Genomic DNA, 20,469 nt, shown 5'->3' on the forward strand with positions numbered 1-20,469 from the left:
GGGCTGGTAATGGTGTTTTAATGGGGAATCGGGTTTGGTAGTGGACTTGATTTTTTATTAAATGCCGGCTGATTCTTTTTCTGAAAATCTAAATCATAATCTATGAGGTTATTTTTATTCCTGATTATTCTCTGTTTGTTTACAATTCCAGTTTTTTCGCAAGACTTGCTGCTGACTGATAATAAGTTTTTGGCCAAAACCATGTCGCAGCGATGGGAGCTTGATGAGCCGGATAAATTGGGGACTTTCCGATTGACTTCGTATAACCCCTTTTATATTACCGCCGGCCGGCGGACAAATAGTCCGAATACCCTTCCCCAAAGCGAAAACCCATTGTACTCGGCCTCGGAGTCTAAGCCTTATAATAACTATGAGGCGCGGTTTCAGTTGAGTTTTAAGACTAAGGTACTGCAATCTTTCTTATTTGGTCATGGAGATTTGTGGTTGGGATATACGCAGGTGGCTCACTGGCAGATCTATAATACGGATCTCTCGCGGGCCTTCAGGGAAATGAATTTTGAGCCGGAACTGATTTTAAATTTTCCTATAAACTTTAATTTTATTGGTTTCAAAGTAAAAATGGCGGGTGTAGGTTTCAATCACCAGTCAAACGGTCGCGATCTGCCCTATTCCAGAAGTTGGAACCGGGTGATGTTTCATATCGGCATGGAAAGAAATAATCTACAGATATTCCTAAAGCCTTGGATACGTCTCGTGGATGAGGAGGATGAAAATCCCCTGATCACTGACTATATCGGTCGAGCGCAAGCCAATGTGATCTATAAGATTAAGAAGCATAATTTTTATGTGGTGGGGACCAATTCCCTGTCTTTTCCTGACAATCACGGCAGCATCCAGTTCAATTATATTTACCCAATAAAAGCCCACCTAAGGGCCCAATTGCAGATTTTCAATGGCTATGGTGAGACCTTGATTGATTATAATCACAAACAGACCACTGTCGGTCTGGGCATATCCTTTGTCGATTGGTAATGAGCCCTAACACAAGCCATGCACTCCTAGCGCCTCAAAATGGCACTGCCTGACATTCTCGGACGGGGAGGACTACTAATGGCTTTCTTCTTTCTGCATTTGGGATTTTATAAAGGGCACTTTAGGTGCCAGAAAGTATCCGGTGAGGCTGGCGAAGAATATGGGGATAAAATACTGAAACCCGGTAAGGGTGGCCAGCAGGATCGTGGTGCTCATCGGAGTCCTCGTGACGCAGGCATTTATCGCCGCCATACAGCTGATCATAGCCAGAGAAAGGCTTACCTCTGGTAAGAAATGGTGGATGATTATCCCCAGGGTTCCTCCCACAAAAAACAATGGAATGATAAATCCACCTCGCCAGCCAGAGGTCACAGTGATGGAGATGGCGATTAGCTTAAACACAAGTATTGCGATCAGGAAGCCAATGGAAACCTCCATTGACAGGAGCTCATTGAGCTCATGGTGGCCAAAATACCGGGTCAGGGGAAAGTAAAAAGCGATAATCCCCAGCAGAAGTCCACCAATAAATGTCTTAATATATATAGGGGCGCTCAAGGCTGCAAATATCGATTTCCACAGCTTGGTACAATAGATAAAAGACCATCCGATCATCGCTCCCAGTAAACCAAAAATAAGGGCATAGAGGAAGTCAAACTTGTCAGACATCTCGTAGGTCGGGAAATCCCAGATTGGCCCCAGGCCAAGATGGACGACCAAGGCAAATATGATATAACTAAAACTACTGGCGACGAATGCGGGGATGATGGCTTTATAATATTCCACGGCATGCTTATAATGCAGAATCTCCAGGGAGAACAAACTCCCTCCCAGCGGAGCGCCAAACAGCGCCGTAAATCCCGAGGCCATCCCAGCAATACTCAGCGAACGAAGCGCTTCCCCTTTGAGCCTAAAGAGCTTTCCGAGCAGGGTACCGGTAGATCCCGTAACCTGGACAAGCGGAGCCTCAGGACCGAGGCTTCCTCCAGAGGCCACACAGAGCAGGGAAGACAGGATCATCGAGGGGTTGTTTTTGGGGTCCAATTTCCCTTTATTAAACCTTATATTATTGACGATCAAATGGATCTCTCCGGGATCGCCGATCCAGTGAATGATCAGTCCCGCAGCCAGACCGGCGAAAGCCATAAGCGGTATCACCGTCCATCCTGTGAAAAATGCCAACCCATGGGTCATCCATTCGAGAACTATCCAGTAGGCCCCAGCGATTAATCCACCCAAAATCCCCAATAAAGCCCATAATAAAAATGACCTGCTGAATACAAAAGGATTAAATTCTATGGACTGATCCAATATGCTCCCGTAGGAAATGAGTTTTTTCTTATTTTTCAGTTTCACTATACTCTCTTTTTTTACCTAATCATCCGACCTATACCTCCTTGATTTGTACTCTAAAACAAAGGCAGCGATCAACTCATAAGTAATTCAAATGGCCTGAATAATTCTTATACCCTATCCTTCACCTCAAATACGACGGAAGAGATAAGTAATTTTGACATAATTAACCCTAATTAATAAGAGCAATTTTACAAAAATAAGGTATAAACTACTATTAGCCTATCATCTGCATTGAAAATACACACCTTCCCTTAGGCTTCTATTCTTTTTTCGCTGAACATTGAAATAATAATTCACTCTAATACAGCTATTTAAGTGCAAAATCCAAAAATAAGGGAATGTAATACAATCTCCTATGCACACCGCAATACGCCATGAAAATAGGCTGCAAAATTTATTTACTTTAAATTTTTTATTGAGCAAATAAATTTATATTTAATAATTATACTCCATTCAAAACCTTTAATTTTTACTAAAGTAAGGTATTAATTAAAGTTGTTTCTATATCCCATCTCTACTTATAGCTATGAAAAAATGCTTATTCCTCTGCCTATTTCTATTCTGCTCCTCCCTTGCTTTCTGCCAAATAGTTTTTGAAAAGGCCTATTATATCAATAACCAAGGCGAAAAAACCGAAGGTTTTATTAAAAATGTGGATTGGAAAAATAATCCCAGCCATTTTGAATTTAAAGCCAGCCTAAATGATGATTCCGAAACACTAGGGCTCGATCAGGCAAGGGAATTTGGATTTGGCCAGTCGCTAAGATACCAAAGAGCCAAGGTATTAATTGACAAGACTGTCTTTTCTGTGCAAGAGGAGAGCTCGACAAAGGAGCCTGTTTTAGTGGAAGAAACCTTGTTTTTAAACATTCTAATAGAAGGTCAAGCAAGCTTGGGACTGTATGTAAATGGGAATTTACGTAAATACTTTTACAGTCATGACAATGGGGATTTTGAGCAGCTCATCTACAAAAAGTATAAAAATGAGAAGGGTGCTATTGCTACAAATAATAAATTCAGAGAACAAATTTGGCTAAACCTAAGGTGTGAAGCCTTAGAAATGGATGAGGTAGATGTTTTGAGCTATACCCACAGGCAATTAATTCATGTATTTGAAAAGTACAATGAATGCCAGCAAGTCGCTTATACCAAATATACCAATATTCAAAAACGGGAACTCATCCACCTCAGCCTGAGGCCAAGGTTTACTTTCAACTCCCTAATCAACGTTGTACAACCCTCGTTTTCTACATCTAATGAATTTGACCCCACTGTTTCCATTGGTCTGGGGATAGAATTCGAATATATATTACCCTTTAATAATAACAAATGGAGTCTGGTGGTCGAACCCACCTTCCGAAATTACAATCAGTCAATAACTTTTGAGACCTCTCAAGTATCTGGTGGATCGGTTTCGGGGAGGTTAGCCTATACCTCCATCGAGCTGCCTTTTGCACTGCGGCACTATTTCTTTATTAATCCTGAATCAAAGATTTTTGTGAATGGGGGGCCTGTATTTGACTTTGGCCTAAACTCATATCTGCAATACCTCCGCCCAGATGGCAGCGAGTACAATTATAACGATCTAATTGGGAATGTGAATTTGGCCATTGGGTCGGGGTATAAGTACAAAGATAGATACAGCTTAGAACTACGGTATTTCACCAGCCGCATTTTATTAGGTAAGGTGGTCTCTTATGAATCAAAATACCATGCATTCTCAGTGATTTTTGGCTATACCCTTTTCTGATAGGGGCCGGTCACAAACAAATTGTCACGCACCAAAATCAAGAAAAATCACCCCGATTCCAGCATCCGAAAGGAGCCTGAAGTCAGGGTGATTTTGGGGTAATAGGCCAGCAAATATGCCTGATTAATACTACCAGTGATTAAAGGTTCGATGGAGAAGAATTATTATTGAATTGCTATACCAACCGAATCCATACACCGCTGCTATCTGATAAATTGTAGCCGCTTCCGCTAATATTAATCACTTCCCCTCCGGCATTTCTAGGGTCAGAAGACTTAAGATTTACTAGCTGCAATCACTTATTAATTGCCTGTGACAGCATAAAGAGTAGCCCCGCTGGGCGCTCCACCACTGTAAGGAGTGAAGTTATCGAGAATTGCGGTATGACCGATGGGCTTCACCATATGAGGACCATAGTAAACGGTGGCTGCATCGCTCCAGGGAGACAGTGGCGCCTCCTCCATATTATGATGATAGCATTGATTGCCATATACATAATTAGGTTTCTCAGAAAGGGTATGCTGGCTGGACCAAGGACCCATGATCGCATAGTAGTTTTCCCACATATCAGCAGGCAGCGCAATGAGGTTTTTTTCCACCAAATTATCCCCACCATCACCAGTATGGAAGCTTAATTCCTGCTCAAATTCATTATCATATACTACATTAAATTTGGCATTGGCTCCTTGGATAGAAAAATGGCGTAAATGCGTAAAATAACAGCCTGTGATGAGGTTATCGGCATTTAGGATCATAAGGTAACCTTGGGCACCTCCACCTTTATTATGTACACCATCCACGTGGAGATCCCTTAGGGTGGTATGCGTGGCATTTACCCAAACGGGATGCATCGCACTATTCAAGATTGTAACATTATCGAGAAAGCAGTCAATGGAATTTTTAAACTTGACGGACACATTGCTATTATTTGGGAGCTCGCTATTGGCACTTCCCAGCCCAAAATTCCAGGCGTACTGTGGGGTACCCCAACCACCCTGGATGGTGATATCATAAATACCGGATTGACTTATGCCAGTATTAAAGAAAAAGGCATTGCCGCCGGTCATCGTGATGGTGCATACCACTCCGCTGAGGCTCTCACCCACCAGGAAAACGTCACTTTTCATATTGATAGAGCTGTCAATGGTATAATTACCATTTGGCAAATAAACATACTGGCCAGAAGGGCAGTTATTGATGGCCTGGTTGATGGCTGCGCTGTTCATTCCCGTCACGGTTGCTCCTAGCTGCAGGCTATCCTTGATAGGGATTCCACCTCGGACACCCGCATTTGCCCAGCGCTCCATCTGGGGATAGTCCGCATCGAATTTTCCTGGATCGACGCTCGCTCCGGCACCTCCAATGCGAGGTAGAGAACTCATGGTGACATGGTGGTTTTGCATATCCAGGGTGCACGCACCCAATAGCAATAAGAATACGAATAAATAGTTTGTGGTCATTTGGGTATTGGTTAGAATGAATAATAATTAAAATCAAGAATGGACGAGTAGAGGAGTCCACTTCAATAGCGAGACGCTATTTTCTAATCAACAATTGATGCGATTGCTGAAGCAATATCCTGCTGATAGTTGCAGGCAAGACACACCAAAGCCATTATAAAGCTGGAAAGGCCTTATTAGCAGGAAGAAGGCTTTGGCCTATTTTCCGCAGAATGACATGCGTAAAATCTTTTTTATCTTAAAGTCTCCGAAAGAAACTTGTGGATCCTTATAGGTTTATTGACTTAGGTAAGCGGGAATCTTTTTGCCACGCTGTGTTTTCTGGAAGATAAAAAGAGATGCTGGCTGCACGGGAATACCCCAGGAGTGCATTTCCCCGACGCTTTCCTGCACAAAACTGGTTCCTTCTCCTCTGTATCCCACGATTACGGGGTTTATGGCTGTAAGTGGCCCATAGAGTTTCTCGGGATGACCTTCATATAATTCCCAGAAGTCAAAGTCAGGCCTTGGCCTTGCAGTCTGGGTGAAGTTCCAAAACACCAATCCTCCCATATGGTTGGGAAGATTTTTATAGTTGGCTCCATGGCTGGCCCTTCCGACCGAATCCCCATCAAATCCCGCCATGACACACTGGTCAAACAGGGTATTTCTAGGGAAATCACCGTGGAGATCGATGCCGCGATTGATTCCTTCAAATCTAAAGATCACACTTCCCACGGATCTGTGGGAGGCATTTGGACCGTGCCAGGCATTTGCCTGATCCTCACAATAAGCCATCAACGATCGGGTGCTGGTATGAAAGCCAAAGCTGGAATGTCCGCCATTTCCTTTCACGGCGCAGCGCACTATCGTGCCGCAGAGAGAGCCACTAAAATTAGCGGCAGCGCTCACATCGCTGAAGCTTACTTCCTTGACCCAGGAGTTGAAAGTCCGCGACATGCTAATGCCCGAAAAGCCAGAATCATGGATGGCATCCAGGTGATGCACAAAGTCCTCCTGAAAATTGCCTCTAAAGTGTATCTTTTCGAAGCCACAGTTTTGCAATAAGCTCAGCTTACTTATCTCCCAGGGATCGTCTGCCGACAGGTCCATAGTAATAGGCGCTATGAGCGTCAGAGTATGGCCATCGGCGGACTTTACCTGATGAAGCTCTTCTGCGGCGGCTCCTCTTTCATTGATCCGGCTCCATATTTCTCTGGTTTTTTTGCCTTCGAGCAAGGGCTCATTTAAGAAAGTACCCACGGCAGCAATCCTGATAAAATCTCCAGGCCGAAGATTTACCGGGGCAGAAAAGGTAAGCACCTCAGTGCCTTCTTTTGCATCTTTGGCTAAGCGGGGAAGGGGCTCTGAATCATGGGGAGCCCTAAACTGAATCATGGCAGGAGTGCTATAAATTTTGGCTGGATCGGCGGGCTCCAGGTGCCATTTCATGAAAAGCTCTGTGCCTCCAGGACCATCTCCTGTCCCTCTCAGCACCACATTATCCGCCTCCACCATTAAGCCTGTGGCATTGCCCGCTTCTTCATTCAACAAATAACGTCCCGAGCCAAATAATACAATCCCTCCTTTGACCGAGGCCGCATTTATTGCCGCTTGGATCGCCTCGGTATCGGAAAGATTGTCATTGGCAACAGCGCCATAATCCTCCACTTTAAAAACGGGAAACGCCTCCATGGAGGGCAGATCACCCTCGCCAAAGTTATATCCCGCATAGGAAAAATCAGGCAAGTTCATCTCAAGCACCTCCACAGTCGCTTGCTGTGCCGCCAACTTCTGGATGGGGTTCGATAATAGAACCATTAGGGTTAGGTATTTTATATAGCTCATTATTTTGGGTAGTGTTTATAGGTGGTAATCAATCAATTATAAGTCAGGAAATCAGAGCAAACCCCTTCTTGGTACCATCTATCATCGGTCTTAATAAGGAGTTGTGTCAATTGACTTTTAAGGTCCTCCCTTAAGGAATTATCCATATCCTTTAGGGCAATTCTATTCAGCTGATAGGGATCTTTGATATTATCATAGCAATAGACCTCATTCACATACCCTTTCTTTTCACTGACCACAAAGGTGTGCTTCTTGGTATATAATCCCCTAGAATCATAATTCATTATCAAGGCCGAAGAGGGCTTAGCCAGGGGGCTATTTTCTTTGCCTCTAATGAGCTCAGCATGACTCGCCCCTTGGACGCCAGAGGGAATTTCCCCTTCAAAGCCTGCAAGGCTCACCAGCGTGGGGAGCACATCTGGTACGCTGACGATATAATCTTCCACCTTATGCTTGAGTTTTTTACCCCACTTGACCATAAAGGGTATGTTTAATGATTCTGATTCCAGGACCAGTTTCCCTTGCTTTCCATGGCTACCGAGCATCTCCCCGTGATCCGAAGAAAACACGATTATGGTATTATCAGACAGCTCCAGTTCTTCCAGCTTATCCAATACCAGACCGATATAATGGTCCACAGCACTGACATTGGCGAAGTAATAAGGGGCATAATTCCCCACGGAATCATCGCTATTCCCTCGAGCCAGCAGATGATCCAAGTTGACGGATCCCTCTTCTGTGTACTGGTCATAATACTCCATTTTGGTGGATTCGGGTGTCCACGGGTTATGTGGCGGATTTAAGGACCAAATCATAAAAAATGGCTTTTCCGTATCCCTTTGTTGGTGGGTATTTTCGAGATAGTCTATGATTTTTTCGGCTTCAAATTCGGCAGAAAACCGCTTTGGCATATAGAGTTCACCATCTTCTTTTCCTTCCACCACCTTAGGGTCACTGGAGTAAACCATCGGATTAAAGTGGTCATCCTTGATCATCTGCACAAAATAGTCTATGCCATGGCGGTCAGGCCCTGCGGGAATATAAGTATCATAACTATTGATATAATGCCCTCCCGGGGCTTCTGTCGATCCTGTATAAGTACCCTCCTGGGTAAATAGCGGGTCATTTCTTAACCAATGGACTTTACCAAAATAAGACACATCGTAGCCAACCTCTGCGAATACATCGGTCATACAGACCATATCGGTTTTTAAGGAAACTTCCCGGTCTTTATGGCAGTTTGCGGTGACCCCATTATGATCAGGATACCTTCCGGACATCATCATTGCCCGATAAGGGCTGCATAATGGAAAATTGCTGACGGCATTGCTAAATACCACCGATTCGGAAGCCAGGCGATCCAAGGCTGGGGTGACCACTGGATCTGGCTTTCCCTGAATGTATTCGTCGTAGCCTGGCGCGGACCAGATCCCAAGGCTAAAATTCCTAAATTGGTCAGGGAAAATAAATATAATATTGGGCGCTTCTTCTTTCTGATCTGCCTGGCTGCTGCAGCCTGAAAGCTGGCAGGCCATGAGCACAAGCAGGAATATGAAAGGCCATCTGTTTTTTGATCGAGTCAATTTTATAAATTCCATATTTTACTTTTCCGTTATTCAACTAAGTGGCAAATAAAGTAATCCTCCTCTGATTACCAGAGGAGGTGATCACAATAATCCCAATAATTATTCTGGATACCCCGGATTCTGAGTCAGGTTTTTTCCTCTCTCCAATTCAGAAGTTGGAATAGGCCATAGATAATGCATGGCAGGATCAAATATCCTCACCTGATTAATAATATTTGGGTTGAAGTCCACCGTATTGCCCGCATCCACGGTCAAACCATATACGCCAAAGCCCTCATTGATCTCAATCATGCTATTTCTCCTCATATCAAAGAAGCTCCAACCTTCCATCGACAGCTCCACCATACGCTCTCTATAGATATCTGCCATGGTGATGGCGCCAGCAGTATAAAGCGGCAGGTCCTCTGAGGCTCTTGAGCGAATGCTATTAATCGTCTGGTCCAAAATGGCTTGGGAAACGGTCTCTGCTCCACCATCTCTCATGGCCACTGCTTCCAGGTAATTGAGCAGTACATCTGCGTACCTAAAAATAATATAATCCAATGGGGAATCTCTACTTTGGGAGGTCTCGGCACCCGGAATGACATACTTACGCATATGCATTCCCACCTGGGAATGATTGACCGCCTGGAAGTCATGTGGATAGAGGATATCATCGTCCAGCTTATCCTTAAAATGTGACCCGGGTCTTAGGATGGTATGATCTAACCGAGGATCGCGTCCTTCAAAATAAGCATATACATCATCAGGAATCCTGTCGGGATCCTCGTTTATATAATCCACACCTTCCACGGGATTTTGGATAATTCTCTCAAATTGGTCCACATACCAGCTGGTGGGCTGCATCCAGGACCAGCCATCGGCGGAGGCGCTTCTGAAGGCATACATTTTCTCGAAATTCCCACCTGATTCGGATTCATTCCTAAAGATATGCTCCACATCGAAGATGACTTCCTCATTATTTTCATTGGTGGTACTTATCACATCCTCATAATTGGGCACTAGGCTGTATCCCATGCTCATGATCTGCTCAGCAGCCGTGGCCGCCGCGGCCCAGTCTTTTTCGAATAGGCCTATCTTCATCCGCAAGGCCAAAGCCGCTCCCTTGGTCGCTCTTCCAGTCTGCTCCTGGCCAGGCACCGGCAGGTGATCCACGGCAAATAGCAGGTCCTCCTTCATCAGCTCCACGACCTCAGATACTGGGGCTCGGTAGGCATCGGCATCCTGAGCGGTGGGTACTGTGATGAATAATGGCACATCGCCATAGACCTCTACTAGCAGATAATAATACATGGCTCTTAAGAAGCGGGCTTCGCCAATCATAATATTCTTACGCTCTTCGCCATTTTCTCCTTCGAAGGGAATCTCATCAATATGCACCAAAAAATCATTGGACCTTACGACCCCTTTGTACATATTTTCCCAAAGCTCATTTACGATGCGGTTGTCCGGATTATGAACACCCTCTGCGATCTGTCTATATACCCCATTGCGGGAGTTTCCCAGTGGAGTAAATAAATCAAAAAGACCCAGGGTGGCCCAGCCTAAGCTCTCATTTCCGGTCTCCAAAGCATCATATATCGCGGTAAGTCCGGCGATAGCGTCATATTCATTGGACCAAAAAGAGTCCGCTGATAATGCGTCATTTGGATTCTTATCTAGGAATTCCTGGTTACATGCCAAGCAAAGCAGGCATATCACCATTATATAAGTATGTTTTAACTTTTTCATAAGGATAGTTTTTTGGTAATGGATCATTATAACCTAATGCTCAAGCCGAGGCTAGTGGAGCGGACGTTTGGAACTTCCGTCGCAGAGCCAGTTTCTGGATCAAATCCCCATTCTTCATTGGTTATCGTGAACACATTTTCCATGCTGAAGTAAACCCTAACATTTTGGAGCTTAAACTTGCCAATGATTGATTCGGGAAGAGTATAGCCTAGTTGCAGGTTTTTGACTCTAAAAAACGAGACGTCCTTGACCCAGAAGGAAGATACATTTCCATTCAAGCCTTGCATAGCATCCTGATTCAGGCGAGGCAAGCTGCCATCCGGGTTTTGCTCTGACCAGGCGTCATCCACCCATCTTTGGTGCAGCACCCCTCTGTCACTCCACTCTATCGGTCTCACTCCTGTGCCAAAGGTATTCATATCCTGATCTGCCACTCCCTGTAATACCAGTCCAAAATCGACTCCTTTTAGTTCCAGTGAAATCTTGCCTCCATAGCTATAACCTGGAATTCTATTGCCAATAATGACCCTATCATCACTGTCTATCACGCCATTGCCCGCATCGGGAATGCCATCATTATTGGTATCAACGGTAAGCTGATCCTTAAATTGGATATCTCCTGGGGAGGTATTGTTTTGATGTCTAGGAGCGGCTTCTATTTCATCTATAGTCTGGAATAAGCCTACCGCCTCCAGTCCATACCAGGACTGGTAGGGATATCCTACCTGCGTGCCCCCTGTCTGAATATCCTCGAAATAATCCGTCACCTCATTATCCAATATAGTCAGGTGGCCAGAGACATTATAGTTGAGCTGACCAATATTGTTTCTATAGCCAAGGCTTAATTCTACCCCTTTGTTTACCATTGAGGCGAGGTTTACAGTAGGGTTTGCTTTATTCCCTAGAAATTGTGGAACGGGCAATCCAGTAAGTATGCCATCGGTTTTTCGGTTAAAATAATCAACGGTAAAATTTAGTTTTCCATCAAAGAATGCCGCATCCAATCCAATATCGGTGGTGGTGGTTTCTTCCCATCGGATGTCTTCATTGACCAGTGAAGTCTGGGCGATGCCCGTATATACTTCCCCGCCGAAGGAGTAATTCTGATTTAGATTATAGGTGGACTGATAAGGGTAGTTTCCGATTCTATTATTCCCCAGTCTTCCCCAGGACGCTCGGAGCTTCAAATTATCTATAAAGGAGATATTGCTCATAAAAGCCTCCTCAGAGATATTCCATCCTGCCGAAAAAGCGGGGAAGTAACCCCATCTATTCTCTGCCTGGAACCGGGAAGATCCATCGGCTCTGAAATTTATTTCAGCAAAGTACTTTCCTTTATAGTTATAATTAAACCTTCCAAAGTAAGACTGCAAAGCCCACTCCACGGTGTTTCCGCTGGCTCCAGCCACCAATAATCCCGCATTGATTGCGGTCACTTGATTATTTTGGTATTGGTTTTTGGTCACAGATACATAGTCATCGCGATAATTTAAGCGTTCAAAACCGCCCAGTAGCTTAAAGGAATGGTCATCAAAGGATTTTTGGTATTCCAGCAGGAGATTGGAGGTGATCAGGTAGTCCTGGTCCTGACGAGAGGTGGAAGATCGGCCAGAGGCCAAACCAAATTCTCGAGTGACTACATCCCTTTGGAAATCCCAAAGGTCCCATCTTTTTGCGAAGGTATTTCTAAGTTGGTTATTATAGTTTAGAGATACTTTGGCGGTGGCAGTAAGGCCTTCTATCATTTCCCAGCTAGCAAAGACACTACCCAGGATCCTTTTCTGATTGATATCATCATCACGATTCATCACCGCCCCATGTGGATTAGTGATTGTGCCCACTGCCGGGTGCTGTGCGCCGCCCCATCTTCCATCTGGGTGCTGCATACTAGGGATGCCTGGCACGGTGCCTAGGTCAATCGTATTATCCCCAAGTGCATTGGGAACGACATCCGACCATCTAAAAAACATATCGCCACCGACCTTGACTCCTTTTACTATTTCCGATTGAAGGTTGGTCCTTACCCCATAGCGCTTTATATTATTATTGAGCACCAGTCCATCCTGATCCAGATAACTCATGGATAGCCTGTACTGAGTGGCAGCTGTACCGCCAGTGACTGATAGACTATGAGATTGGATCCTTGCCGTGCTTCCCACTTGCTCATCGTACCAATCGACATTGGGATAGAGCAGAGGATCATTAGGATTGTCCCGCCAGGCCTGTATCGCGGCAGCATTGAAGATCTCGGTACCTCGGTTGATATTGGCTTGCTCCATATATAAGCCAAAATCACTGACGAATTCCGGCATTCGGGTACTTTTTTGCCATCCTGTATATCCATTATAGGATAGTGAAACTTTCCCTTCCTTGCCTCTTTTGGTGGTAATTAGTATCACCCCATTGGCACCTCTGGAACCGTATATGGAGGCGGATGCTGCATCTTTAAGGATAGAGATATTTTCGACATCATTAGGATCAATATCATTCATAATCCCTGTTCCTTCGGAAGGAATACCGTCCACCACGATGAGCGGGTTAGTATTATTGAAGGTGCCTATTCCACGGATTCTAATGTTTGCGCCGTCGCCACCTGCCACGCCGCCGTTGGCCTGACTCACCACCACGCCCGGGGCCAGCCCTGACAAACCTGCACTAATATTAGTGATAGGCCTGGATTCTATGTCTTGATTATTGATGGTACTGACAGAGCCAGTCAGGTTTACCTTCTTCTCGGTGCCATAGCCTACGACCACCACCTCTTCCAGCGCCTTGATATCGACCTGCATTTGGATATCGATCTTGCTTTGATTTAGGGCTTTTACCTCCTGAGGGACATAGCCCACAATCTTAAAAATCAGGACGGAGCCAGTCTCAGGGACATTGAGGCTGTAATGGCCATCCATATCAGTGACCGTTCCTGTGGAGCTTCCTTTGATCAAAACATAGACTCCTGGCAGCCCGAGGCCATTTTCATCCACCACCGTGCCCGTCACTTGCTCATATCTGAGGGCATTGCCCTCCACTTTTGGTTGTCCGTCATTTTCCAAGGCGAGGACTCCCGTCATTCTCTCTAAGCCACTGCTCTCTCTTGCATAGGTATCGAATATCAATAGAAGCAACAGAAACACCAGGGTGCAGATTTTCTGCAATGCGCTTAGTCTGTTAATTGTAAAATTAAAACACATAAGTAATCATTTAGGTTATTAAGTTTTGGGTTTCAATAAATATAAAGGATAGTGCATCCATCTAGCTGGAATTCATTTGATCTATTATTTTCATAATTTCACCTCTTTATCTTCAGTTTTTGGGGACAATATTAAGAATCCATCTCAAACCAATTTCTCAATCGCAGTAAGGATTCCAGGTAATAGTAATCGGCATAATTCAAGGGCTTATCGATTTCAGAATTATGAGGGATGCTTCCCACAGAATGCTTGAGCAGAAAATTGTGGTTTTCTCCTGGCTTAGCGAAATACTCCGGACCAGATAGGGTTTTCAACATATCCTTCGCTCTCTGGAGGTAATCTCCTTCGCTATAAGTGCTCAGCTCCAGCAAGGCAGAGGTGGTGATAGCCGCAGCGGAAGCGTCTTTTGGCTCCTGAGGAATATTCTGAGCATCGTAATCCCAGAAGGGCACATCATTTTTCCGGATTTCTGGATTACTAAGTATAAAAGCCGCAATATTCCTGGCTTGCTCAAGGTATTCCTCCTTCTCCGTAAACCTATAACACATGATATATCCATACAGCCCCCAAGCCTGGCCCCTCGACCAGGAGGACTCATGAGAAAATCCCTGAGCTCGTTCTTTATTTCTAACTTCTCCGCTGATCGGATCGTAATCCACCACATGGTATGAGCTATAGTCTTCTCTAAAATGGTGCTTCATGGTGGTATTGGCATGGTTGATGGCGACCTCGGCATATTTGGCATCGCCAGTCATCTCGGAAACCACAAAGAGTAGCTCCAGATTCATCATATTATCTATGATCACAGGAAATTCCCACCCACGCTTAGATTGCCATCCTCCATCCACATTCCAAGACAGGATACAGCCCACCTCTGGGTTATATCTATCCATAAGCGTATTGGCAGCATCTATCAGTACCTGCGCATAGGCTTTATCTCCACTTATCCGAAGGCCATTACCATATGAATTATTAAACACAAAGCCCAAATCATGGTTGGAGAAGAACCTATCCTCCTTATTCAATTCCTGAAAATATTGGGCCTCTTCCATCCATTCCTTGTCCCCGGTAAGCTCATATAAATACCATAGTGAACCGGCAAAAAACCCTTCTGTCCAGTCAAAGCCATTTCTTACCCACATTATTTCCCCATCTTCTTCTATACTTCGGGGAGCCTTTTTAGCCTCCCTCGCCACCTTTGCTAAGCCAGCATATAAGGTTTCGGCCTTCTGCGTCTGAGTTTGTATGGAGAGACTTTCCAGAGGTTGGGAAGTGACCTGAACTTCTGAAGTATTTTCTGCATTGGACTTGGCGGTGCTTGAGCAGCTCCCATGAAGAACTATTACAGAAAGCAGCAGCAGATTTGCAAACCATCCAGCCTGCTGGCCATTTTTGAAATTGATCATAAAGAAAAATTTTGATTCGTGTTTAGAATTTCCAAGCCGGTTTTCAGCGACTTGATTTATTCAAATCTAAATAATAGCTCACCATGGAATCAATAGCATAGGGGCATATTATGAATATTCCCCCCCTTAAATCAGAGAATACACCCCCAGTATAAGAGAATGCAAAGCCCTTCTATCCACAACACCTAATTTCACGCCTCCCTCATCGGACAAAACATACGACTGCCTACTCTGGCTTTCTCAAAATAAAATGACGGGACAATAAAACTGACTTTTGAAGTGGGGAAAACGCCTCTCCTCCCTCAGTATCAGTGAAAGCCTCTGGTGAAGCATCACGCTTCAGGAAATACGGTTAGCACTCCCATATTCATATTTTATAGGGGGTATTTTGATATTTGGCCTTGCAGAGTCCGTCCCAATTATAATTTTTAAACTATTTTTAGTTTGCAAGTCAGACATCATCATCGCCCAAAAACCAAAGTCATCCATTAGATTATGAAAAGAGTAATAAACAAGGTAAGTATTCAGGCATGGGCTATCCTATTTTCGTTTGCCTTCATAATACCTTGTTTTGGCCAGGAACTTCCTAATCTAAAGTTTAAGAAAATCGGTGTTTCTGATGGGCTTAGCAGCACCACGGTCAGCAGCATCATCCAGGATAATAAGGGCTTTTTGTGGTTTGGCACTCGAGATGGCCTAAACAAATTCGACGGATACACGATCAAAACCTACCATAACGAGCTATATGATGACTCCACTCTTCATGACAATTGGGTATCTTCGCTCTATGAGGATCCCAGCAATAAGCTATGGATAAGCACCATCAAGGGCCTGTCATTGTATGATGATGATTTAGACAAAATCATAAGAATAAAAGATGAAAATAATATCCTCGAAGGGCTTACCATCAGTCAGATTTCGGCAGGCCATGGCAACCAGATCCTATTAAGTAGCCGAAAGGGGCTTTTTTCGTTTGACTCTAAGGACGTGCAGCAGCAGATCACGTTGAAACAGATCGTAAATACCTCCGTCATCTCTGCGTATGCAGATCAGGACACCTTATGGATTGGCTCCACTGATGGGGTATATTGCTATGACTATCGGGCAAAGTCGATCTCCAAAGTATATAATTACGACAATAATGTGGTTTCCTATAATTTCAAGATTAAGTTCTTCAGGCTAAACCAAGACACCTTGCTCATGGCTTCTCCCCTGGGATTATTTCAGTGGGATGGCCAAAAGGAAACATTTGTCCCTTTTATATTCAAGGACTCCGACGGGCATATTCACAGCTTCCCAAAGGCGATAAGGGCGATTGTAAAAGACTCCAATGACGTCTTGTGGATAGGTGCTATTGATGGGCTATATTTATTGAATATTGCAAAGAAGAAATTTTCCAAATACAGCCATATCCCCCAGGATTTATACAGCTTGAGTCATAACTCCATCTACGATATTCTCGAAGATGAGGATCATAATATGTGGATAGGAACCTGGGCTGGCGGGGTAAATCTATTTGACAGAAGTCTCGGCACTTTTAATCATTACTATAGCTCAGAAACGGAGGATGCCTTGAGCAATAATATTATTAGCTCCTTTGTGGAAGATGAGCCCAATAGATTCTGGATCGGCACTGAAGGGGGAGGGTTAAACTATTTTGATAGACTGAGCGGCAAGTTTGAAAGAATCCATTACAGTCCTACCGACGAACCAGACGCGAATATCAAAAAGATCATAAAGGACCAGAATGGCAATTTGTGGATAGGCCTGCATTATCATGGACTGGAGGTATATAATCCCAAACAAAAAAACTATACCAAATACAAGCATCATCATGCTGATCGGCACAGTCTGAGCAATAGCACCATCATGACACTCTATGAAGATTCCCAAAGCAATATATGGATAGGGACCAATGGTGGAGGCCTCAACAGGTATATGGGCAATGGACAGTTTGAGCGATATGACAATCAATCCTGGACCTCAAATATGACGGTGTTTTCCATTCACGAAAAGTGGAATGGCAGCCTAATGCTAGGAACCAATAGGGGCTTAGTGGAATTTACTCCCGACAATAAGCAGTTTACTCCCTCCAATATATTTTCGGAGGCGCTCGATGAGGACATCACCGTTCACACTATCTATTCCGAAAAGGACAGTGTGTATTGGCTAGGCACCTCCAGCCACGGCTTGATCAAATTCAATAGTGTAAACGATGATGTGAAGGTGTACCATACGGCAAATGGCTTGCCCAATAACCTGGTCTATGGGATACTTCCTGGGGGCCATCATACCTTATGGATTAGCACCAATAATGGGCTTTCCACCTTCAATATAGATACGGAAACTTTCACAAATTACAGCATCAAAAATGGCCTGCAAAGCAGCGTCTTTAATTATAATAGTTTCCTGAAAACCTCCCAAGGAGATATGCTTTTTGGGGGAATTAATGGGTTCAACCTGTTTGACCCCTCTAAGATTTCCACTAAGGAACGTAATGCGCCTCTCTATATCACCTCCATTAAGGTTTTTGACAAGGAGGTACAGGGTGATAATGAAATGGTCAAGAACATCACCAATTCCGAAAAGGTAATCCTGGAACCCGACCAGTTCAATTTTACCATAAGCTATACCTCCATCAACTTTGTGTCTCCCCAAAGCACAAAATACCTGTATAAGCTCGAAGGAGTGGACAATGATTGGGTAGTTGCCGGAAACCAGCGCTTTGCCAATTATAATGATATTGGGCCCGGCACTTATACCTTCAAAGTAAAAACCTATTCCAATACAGATAATCCTCAGGTGTCACAGGCTTCTTTGGAGATCATAGTGCTGGCACCCTGGTGGCAGACCCGATGGGCCTATCTGGGCTATTTCCTGTTATTTGCCATCCTCCTGTTTTCCTTGTGGAAATTCAGGTCATGGCAGTTCCGCTTACGCCAGAAGCTGCTGCAAAGCCAGATGGACACAGAAAATGAAAAAATTCTTTATGATCTCAAGCTTAATTTTTTCACTAATATTTCCCATGAGCTAAAGACCCCGCTTACCCTGATACTTGGTCCTGCGGAGGAGCTGATCTCGCATGAGTGGAAGAGCAATACACTTAAGGAAAAGGCTCATTTACTTTATTCTCAATCAAAGAAAATGTACCAGTTGGTAAACCAGCTCCTAGAATTCCGTAAGACTGAAACCGACAATATAAGCTTAAGAGCGCTTAAGGGCGATGTGTCTAATTTCGTAAATGAGATATATCTGGTTTTTAAGCTTAAGGCGCAGGAAAAGGGCATCCAATACACCTTTAAGAGCATTAATCATGATATCTCGATCTATTTTGATAGGGAGAAGCTTGAGATGGTATTTACCAATCTACTTTCTAATGCATTCAAGCACACTCATGAGGGTGGTAGCATAAAAGTGGATGTGGACTTTGTGGGCTCTCCTGCCAAAGACGCTGAGTTTTTGCAGGGAGCACTGGTGAATAACTATGCAAAGATATCCATTGAGGACGATGGAAATGGCATGTCCAGAGAGGAGATGGATAAGATTTTCGATCGTTTTCATCAGACTTTTAGAAGTGAAACCCTATCGATCAGCGGTACAGGTATAGGCCTTTCCTTAGTGAAGGATTTTGTCAGTATTCACCATGGGGAGGTGCTGGTAAAGAGTGCTCTTAAGGAAGGTACCATATTTACAGTAAAGCTTCCTTTTGGGAGTAAGCATCTCGCTCCGGAGCAGATATTACCGGATATAAATGCAGGGGCAGAATTTACTATTTATAAGGATATTGACCTTGAAAAAGACCATGATACTCGCCCCATCAGGAATGCGGAGGCCTTTCCCTTTACGATATTAATAGTGGATGATAATGAAGATTTATTATCCTATTTGCAGGGTTTGCTATCGCCCAGCTATTCGATACTAATGGCAGAAAACGGCTTGGAAGCTTTGGAAACATTAAAAAGCCATACGCCAGACTTGATTATAAGCGATGTGATGATGCCTGAGATGGACGGCATCACCCTCTGTCAAAAAGTCAATGAGGACAAGTCGCTGGGATATATTCCATTTATACTTCTGACCGCCAGGACCGCCACGGTTTATGAAATCGAAGGACTTACCATTGGCGCCACAGACTATATTAGTAAGCCTTTTAACCCCAAGGTCCTACAAGCAAAAATCCACAATATATTTTCCAATAAGCTCCGCCTTCATGAATTTTATGAGAAATCAATATTAAAAGAACATTTTGAGCTTGAGATTCCTGACGAAGACCGGGAGTTTATTGAGCATGCTATACGTTTGGTGGAGCAGAATGTGGAGGACTTGGAGTTTAATGTCCAGGTTTTGGCCCGTGACATGGCCATGAGTCAGTCGTCCTTTTACAAAAAACTTAAAAGTATTACGGGCAAAACAGCAGTGGAATTTATCCGTGATGTCAGAATGCGCGTAGCCGCACAGCTACTGATCAACTCTAAGTACAGGATTTCGGATATCTCCCTAAAAGTCGGCATTTCAGATACCAAGTATTTCCGAGAATCCTTTAAGAAAATCTATGGCATGAGCCCTTCTCAATACAAAACTCAGAAAAAACAATCCAATGATTCTTAGCGAACTACTAATAAAAGGAGAATCAATTTTATTTCTCTAGGTGAGGCAAATTAATATTTCCGATACGCCGGTTTTAATTTTTAATAGCTCCATGCCTATAAGTAAGGCCTTAGGTTCTTTTTACTATGGTGGCTTTTTTATGCACAAGGGAGGCTTATTTTTCCCTTTTTTATGATAATTCGGATGGCGGTAGAAGTCGAGCTCTTATTATTTATTGGTGAATGGGAAGCTTAGGATGGGGATATATGTTTAGCTGATAATGGATGGAGGCGCTATAGTTGGGAGGGGGCATAATAATAAACTTCAGGCAGGAAGGGGGCGTTTAGGTGAGAGGAATGCGGGATTGCTGGCCTTGCGAAGCGGCTCTGGCCACACTCATTTTAGCACTGTTTCACCAATCAATCCCAAATTTTATACTGCCATAGCATTAAATATGTGGTGGCTTGCAAAAAAACAAGTACCTTTGTAAAAAATACGCATTTCCGTTTTTAGGTACCTTCTCACGAACAGGGGGAGAATACCAATGATGGGTGACTTGCAGGGGATTAGCTAAAATAATATTTGGAC

Annotated in this window: 10 protein-coding genes; 3 read left to right on the forward strand and 7 right to left on the reverse strand. The window is 44.0% G+C overall.

Features of this window, described 5'->3' with window-relative positions; genetic code table 11:
- Positions 1-102: 102 nt before the first annotated feature.
- On the forward strand, positions 103-993 hold the full coding sequence (locus B050_RS0101660) for a phospholipase A (protein ID WP_026235536.1): 891 nt from the start codon (positions 103-105) through the stop codon (positions 991-993).
- 75 nt (positions 994-1,068) lie between these two features.
- Here B050_RS0101660 and B050_RS0101665 read toward each other — a convergent pair whose 3' ends face one another.
- On the reverse strand, positions 1,069-2,346 hold the full coding sequence (locus B050_RS0101665; RefSeq protein ID WP_018472132.1) for a chloride channel protein: 1,278 nt from the start codon (positions 2,344-2,346) through the stop codon (positions 1,069-1,071).
- A gap of 526 nt (positions 2,347-2,872) precedes the next feature.
- On the opposite strand from B050_RS0101665, the gene B050_RS0101670 reads away from it, so the two are divergent.
- A complete protein-coding gene (locus B050_RS0101670; protein ID WP_018472133.1) occupies positions 2,873-4,096 on the forward strand; it encodes a porin family protein in 1,224 nt (407 codons plus the stop codon).
- Positions 4,097-4,398: 302 nt separating this feature from the next.
- On the opposite strand, the gene B050_RS0101675 is transcribed toward B050_RS0101670, so the two are convergent.
- The 6 genes from B050_RS0101675 to B050_RS0101700 form a co-directional block, all read right to left on the reverse strand.
- Positions 4,399-5,556: a glycosyl hydrolase family 28-related protein gene (locus B050_RS0101675; RefSeq protein ID WP_018472134.1), complete on the reverse strand. Its 1,158-nt coding sequence runs from the start codon at positions 5,554-5,556 to the stop codon at positions 4,399-4,401.
- Positions 5,557-5,832: 276 nt separating this feature from the next.
- On the reverse strand, positions 5,833-7,356 hold the full coding sequence (locus B050_RS0101680; RefSeq protein ID WP_169336238.1) for a DUF4955 domain-containing protein: 1,524 nt from the start codon (positions 7,354-7,356) through the stop codon (positions 5,833-5,835).
- 59 nt (positions 7,357-7,415) lie between these two features.
- A complete protein-coding gene (locus tag B050_RS0101685; protein WP_018472136.1) occupies positions 7,416-8,981 on the reverse strand; it encodes a sulfatase family protein in 1,566 nt (521 codons plus the stop codon).
- 87 nt (positions 8,982-9,068) lie between these two features.
- Positions 9,069-10,700 (reverse strand): RagB/SusD family nutrient uptake outer membrane protein, encoded by a 1,632-nt coding sequence (locus B050_RS0101690; protein ID WP_169336239.1) that lies wholly within the window; start codon positions 10,698-10,700, stop codon positions 9,069-9,071.
- A gap of 26 nt (positions 10,701-10,726) precedes the next feature.
- Positions 10,727-13,888 (reverse strand): SusC/RagA family TonB-linked outer membrane protein, encoded by a 3,162-nt coding sequence (locus B050_RS0101695; protein ID WP_083923228.1) that lies wholly within the window; start codon positions 13,886-13,888, stop codon positions 10,727-10,729.
- 131 nt (positions 13,889-14,019) lie between these two features.
- A complete protein-coding gene (locus B050_RS0101700) occupies positions 14,020-15,294 on the reverse strand; it encodes a glycoside hydrolase family 88 protein (protein WP_018472139.1) in 1,275 nt (424 codons plus the stop codon).
- Between the two features lie 495 nt (positions 15,295-15,789).
- Between B050_RS0101700 and B050_RS0101710 the strand changes: the two genes are divergently transcribed.
- A complete protein-coding gene (locus tag B050_RS0101710; RefSeq protein WP_018472141.1) occupies positions 15,790-19,902 on the forward strand; it encodes a hybrid sensor histidine kinase/response regulator transcription factor in 4,113 nt (1,370 codons plus the stop codon).
- The last annotated feature ends 567 nt before the right edge of the window (positions 19,903-20,469 follow it).

This window comes from Echinicola pacifica DSM 19836 (assembly GCF_000373245.1).
In the GTDB taxonomy this organism is placed as follows: domain Bacteria; phylum Bacteroidota; class Bacteroidia; order Cytophagales; family Cyclobacteriaceae; genus Echinicola; species Echinicola pacifica.

Coding starts and splice junctions, on each gene's coding strand:
- B050_RS0101660 (WP_026235536.1), top strand. CDS start 103: ATGAGGTTATTTTTATTCCTGATTATTCTCTGTTTGTTTACAATTCCA.
- B050_RS0101670 (WP_018472133.1), top strand. CDS start 2,873: ATGAAAAAATGCTTATTCCTCTGCCTATTTCTATTCTGCTCCTCCCTT.
- B050_RS0101675 (WP_018472134.1), bottom strand. CDS start 5,556: ATGACCACAAACTATTTATTCGTATTCTTATTGCTATTGGGTGCGTGC.
- B050_RS0101680 (WP_169336238.1), bottom strand. CDS start 7,356: ATGGTTCTATTATCGAACCCCATCCAGAAGTTGGCGGCACAGCAAGCG.
- B050_RS0101685 (WP_018472136.1), bottom strand. CDS start 8,981: ATGGAATTTATAAAATTGACTCGATCAAAAAACAGATGGCCTTTCATA.
- B050_RS0101690 (WP_169336239.1), bottom strand. CDS start 10,700: ATGAAAAAGTTAAAACATACTTATATAATGGTGATATGCCTGCTTTGC.
- B050_RS0101695 (WP_083923228.1), bottom strand. CDS start 13,888: ATGTGTTTTAATTTTACAATTAACAGACTAAGCGCATTGCAGAAAATC.
- B050_RS0101700 (WP_018472139.1), bottom strand. CDS start 15,294: ATGATCAATTTCAAAAATGGCCAGCAGGCTGGATGGTTTGCAAATCTG.
- B050_RS0101710 (WP_018472141.1), top strand. CDS start 15,790: ATGAAAAGAGTAATAAACAAGGTAAGTATTCAGGCATGGGCTATCCTA.